This is a genomic window from Hydrogenophaga taeniospiralis CCUG 15921, from assembly GCF_001592305.1.
In the GTDB taxonomy this organism is placed as follows: domain Bacteria; phylum Pseudomonadota; class Gammaproteobacteria; order Burkholderiales; family Burkholderiaceae_C; genus Hydrogenophaga; species Hydrogenophaga taeniospiralis.
Genome location: NZ_BCWR01000031.1, coordinates 1 through 3585, shown reverse-complemented (window position 1 = coordinate 3585; position 3585 = coordinate 1). Strand labels below are relative to the sequence as shown.

Sequence of the window (3585 nt, the reverse complement as noted above, 5' to 3'; positions counted from 1 at the left end):
GCCATGTACGACAACATCGACACGCTCTACGCCGCCCACAACGCGGCCAAGGCCATCAAGCGCGACAACGCCATCAAGGGCATGCCCGTGCCGCTGCACCCCGGCGCCGAGCGCTATTACAAGGAAATCGGTCTGATCAAGTAACGCCCGTGCAGCGCCGCTGCCGGCGTTGCCCGATCGACGGCCCCGGCACTTGCCCGGGGCCATTTTTTTGCGTCGCGCCATGAAGCTCCGTTCCCTGTGGCACAGCCCCGCCGCCTGGCTGGTCTGGGCCGGCCTCGTGCTGGCCCTGGCCGTGTGGCTGACCTACGCCGAGTTCCACCGGGCGGCGCTGCGGGAAACCGAACGCCTGGGGCAGGCCCAGATGCAATTGCAGGCCCGCGATCTGCTGGGTTCGGTGGAGAAGTTCGAGCACCTGCCTTACCTGGTCGGCGCCGAGCAGGCCCTGGCGCAGGTGCTGCGCGCGCCACACGACCCCGCGCGTCTGGCCGAAGCCAACCGCTACCTGCACTTCGCCCAGCAGCGCACCGGCGTGGCCGCGATCTACCTCATGGACACCGGCGGCGACACCCTGGCCGCGAGCAACTGGGACACGCCGGCCAGCTTCGTGGGCCGCAACTACCGCTTCCGGCCCTACTTCCGGCAGGCGCTGGAGGGCCGCACCGGGCTGTTCTACGGCGTGGGCGTGACCACCGGTGAACCGGGGGTCTTCATCGCCGCCCCCCTGCTCGACCGCGACCGCATACAGGGCGTGGTCGCGGTCAAGGTGGACCTGACCTCATTCGAAGACCGCTGGCGCGAGGCGGGCCTGCCGCTGGCGCTGGCCGACGAAGCGGGCGTGATGTTTCTCGCGGCCCAGCGCGACTGGCGCTACCGCAGCCTGTACCCCCTGTCCGAACCGGTGCTGCGCAAGCTGCGCGAGACCCGGCAGTACGGCGACATCGCCACCCAGTCCCTGAGCCCCCAGGTTCGGGACGCTGCGGACGCGATGACACGCCTGCGGGTCGCCGATGGCCGCAGCTATCTCGTGCAGGGCCGGCCGCTGGACCGCTTCGGCTGGCACATGCTGCTGTTCGCCGATCCGGCCCAGCCCAGGCGCCAGGCCGCCCTGGCGGCCGGGCTGGTCGGGCTGAGCCTGGCGCTGGTATTGCTGGCGCTGGCCTTTGCCTGGCAATACCGGCGCCGCATGTCGGAGCGGCGGGCGATGGCGCGCGAACGCGCACGCGCCATCGCCGAACTGGAACGCCGCATCGCCGAGCGCACCGCGGAGCTGACCGCCGCCAACGACGTGGCGGTGCAGACCGGCAAGCTCGCCCTGCTGGGCCAGATGGCCGCCGGCATCAGCCACGAACTCTCGCAGCCGCTGGCCGCGCTGCGCACGCTGGCGGACAACGCGGCGGTGTTCCTCCACCGGCAGGACCCGGACAACGCCAGCAGCAACCTGCAGCTCATCGGCGGGCTGTGCAACCGCATGGGCAACATCGTGGGCGAGCTCAAGGCCTTTGCTCGCAAAGAGCCGGCCCGCCTGCAGCCGGTGTCCCTCGGGCAGGTGATCGCTGGCGCGCTGATGCTGATCGAACCCTTGCGCCAGGCCAGCCACACGCGCATCACCACCGAGGCCACCGACCTGGCCATCCTGGGCGACGGCATGCGCCTGGAGCAGGTGCTGGTCAACCTGCTGCGCAACGGCATGGACGCCATGGAAGGCCAGTCCGAACGGCTGATCGAGCTGCGCGTGGCCAGCGAGGGCGACACCGTGACACTCTCCGTGCGCGACCACGGGCCGGGTCTGAGCGAAGACGCGCGCGCCCACCTGTTTGAACCCTTTTTCACCACCAAGCCCAGCGGCAAGGGGCTGGGCCTGGGCCTGGCGCTCTCGCAGGCCATCGTGCGCGAAATGGGCGGGCAGATCACCGCCCACCCGGCCGAACCCGGGGCGCGCTTCGACCTGACCCTGCGCCGCGCCCCACCTGAAACGGAAACCACCGATGCATGTGCTGCTGATTGAAGACGATCCCATCGTCATGCTCGGGGCCACCCAGGCCCTGCAACTCGCGGGCATTGAAACCCGCCAGGCCACCAGCGTGGGCGCCGCACTGCAACAGTTCGCCAGCGAGCCCGCGGCGGCGATCCTGAGCGACGTGCGCCTGCCCGACGAAGACGGCTTTGCCCTGCTGCGCCGCGTGCGCGAACTCGACAGCGAGGTGCCCGTCATCCTGATGACCGGACACGGCGACATCCGCATGGCGGTCGAGGCCATGCACCTGGGCGCCTACGACTTCCTGGAAAAGCCGTTCTCGTCGGAGCGCCTGGCGGACGTGATCCGGCGGGCGCTGGAAAAACGCGGCCTGGTGCTGGAAAACCGGCGCCTGCAGGCCTTGGTGGAGGCGCAGCACGGGCAGGGCCTGGTGGGCCAGACGCCCGCCATGATCGAGGTGCGCCGACGCGTCTCGGCGCTGGCGCCGACCCAGGTCGACGTCCTGCTGCGCGGGGAAACCGGCACCGGCAAGGAGGTGGTGGCCCGGGCCATTCACGACGCCTCGGGCCGCACCGGCCCCTTCGTGGCCATCAACTGCGGCGCCCTGCCCGAGTCGATCTTCGAGAGTGAGATGTTCGGCCACGAGGCCGGCGCCTTCACCGGCGCGACGCGCCGGCGCGTGGGCAAGCTCGAACACGCGCGCGGCGGCACGGTGCTGCTCGACGAGATCGAAAGCCTGCCCATGTCCCAGCAGGTCAAGCTGCTGCGCGTGCTGCAGGAGCGCGTGATCGAACGGCTGGGCGGCAACGAATCGGTGCGCATCGACTGCCGTTTCATCGCCGCGGCCAAGGCCGACCTCAAGGCCTTGTCGGACGCCGGCCAGTTCCGGCACGACCTCTACTACCGGTTGCACGTGGCCACCATCGAGCTGCCGCCCCTGCGCGAGCGCCGCGACGACATCCCCCTGCTGCTGGCGCACTGCCTGCGGCTGTCCGCCGAGCGCTACCACACCACGCCGCCCACCCTGACGCCCGCGACCCTGGGCCGCTGGATGGCGCACGACTGGCCGGGCAATGTGCGGGAGCTGCGCAACGTGGCCGAACGTTTGTGCCTCGGCCTGGAGCCGGCCCACGAGCAGCGCGAGGCCGATGCAGCCGCGGCGCCATCGCTGGGCACGCAGATGGACGCGTTCGAGCAGCGCCTGCTGGCCCAGGCCCTGAGCGAATGCCAGGGCAATGTGTCGCTGGCCGCGGAGCGCCTCCAACTGCCGCGCAAGACCCTATACGACAAGATCGCGCGTCACCACATCGACCCCGCTCGGTTTCGCCCGTGAGCCGGGTGTGCGGAAATCCGCCACCCATGACCCCGCCATTCGGGATAACCACACACCCCAAAAGCGGGGTTTCCTTAAGAATCAAGGACTTGGGACATGCGCAGACACTGGCCGGGTATTTGCTAACCGTTACCCTGTCGCGCACGCCCTCCCCGGGCTGGCGGACATTTCGCAAACACCATTTGGAGACAAGCATGAAAAAATTCCGCACCCTCGTGGGTTCCTGTGCCTTGCTGCTGTCGGCCGGCGCGGCCCTGGTCACGGGCAACGCCCT

General features: G+C 69.8%; 4 protein-coding genes. All 4 read left to right on the top strand.

The genetic code is table 11. The features are described from left to right. Positions 1–3: 3 nt before the first annotated feature. Positions 4–144, top strand: a complete 141-nt coding sequence (locus HTA01S_RS25005; protein ID WP_322788373.1) for a TAXI family TRAP transporter solute-binding subunit — start codon at positions 4–6, stop codon at positions 142–144. Between the two features lie 79 nt (positions 145–223). Beyond that, a complete protein-coding gene (locus HTA01S_RS24305) occupies positions 224–2008 on the top strand; it encodes a sensor histidine kinase (protein WP_068176618.1) in 1785 nt (594 codons plus the stop codon). Continuing rightward, positions 1989–3311, top strand: coding sequence for a sigma-54-dependent transcriptional regulator (locus HTA01S_RS24300; protein WP_068176615.1), 1323 nt, complete (start codon positions 1989–1991; stop codon positions 3309–3311). Before HTA01S_RS24305 ends, HTA01S_RS24300 begins: the two co-directional genes overlap by 20 nt. Before the next feature lie 26 nt (positions 3312–3337). Next, positions 3338–3585, top strand: a 248-nt coding sequence (locus HTA01S_RS25795) for a hypothetical protein (protein ID WP_218017390.1), incomplete at its 3' end; no start/stop codon positions are given.

What these genes read in the sequence shown, in the direction of transcription:
- HTA01S_RS25005 (WP_322788373.1), top strand. Translation starts at nt 4, where the DNA reads ATGTACGACAACATCGACACGCTCTACGCCGCCCACAACGCGGCCAAG.
- HTA01S_RS24305 (WP_068176618.1), top strand. Translation starts at nt 224, where the DNA reads ATGAAGCTCCGTTCCCTGTGGCACAGCCCCGCCGCCTGGCTGGTCTGG.
- HTA01S_RS24300 (WP_068176615.1), top strand. Translation starts at nt 1,989, where the DNA reads ATGCATGTGCTGCTGATTGAAGACGATCCCATCGTCATGCTCGGGGCC.